Genomic DNA, 501 nt, shown 5'->3' with positions numbered 1-501 from the left:
TGTACGTTGAGGCCGCGATCCCGATGGCGATCCTCGCGGGATACATGGTTGTAGAGTCGGTCCAGCGGATCGGTAACTCGGTACTGACCGGGATGGACCGAGCGGACGTGCCCTTCCGTTCGCGGTTGATGGGCGTGACCCTAGCGATCGTGTTGAACCTGGTGTTGATCCCGACCTACGGACTCGTCGGTGCAGCCGTTGCCACCTTCACCTCGAAACTCCTCGATACACTTTACCAGTGGATCTCTATTAGCAGAATACTGGACCTTTCGTTACCGATCAAGAGCGTATCCTGGCAACTCATTAGCACGACAGTTATGGGGCTCTCGGTGGCTAGCCTCGCGACAGCCTTCGCACCCCTGACGCTGCCCACGTTGTTCGCTATCGTCTTCACCGGGGCCGGCACCTACGCCGTGCTGGTCCTGCTGGACCCCGACATCCGCCAGATCGTCAACCAGTACCTACCGGTGTCGATACCGGCTGTCTAGGACGTTTTTCGAC

At 58.9% G+C, this 501-nt stretch carries 1 protein-coding gene; it reads left to right on the top strand.

The window, feature by feature from the left end:
• A partial coding sequence (locus tag D3D02_RS19095; RefSeq protein WP_147435751.1) for a polysaccharide biosynthesis C-terminal domain-containing protein occupies positions 1-488 on the top strand: 488 nt, incomplete at its 5' end.
• Between the last annotated feature and the right edge of the window lie 13 nt (positions 489-501).

The organism is Halobellus sp. Atlit-38R, from assembly GCF_003665925.1.
In the GTDB taxonomy this organism is placed as follows: Archaea; Halobacteriota; Halobacteria; order Halobacteriales; family Haloferacaceae; genus Haloquadratum; species Haloquadratum inordinatus.
This window is presented reverse-complemented; position numbering and strand designations above follow the sequence as displayed.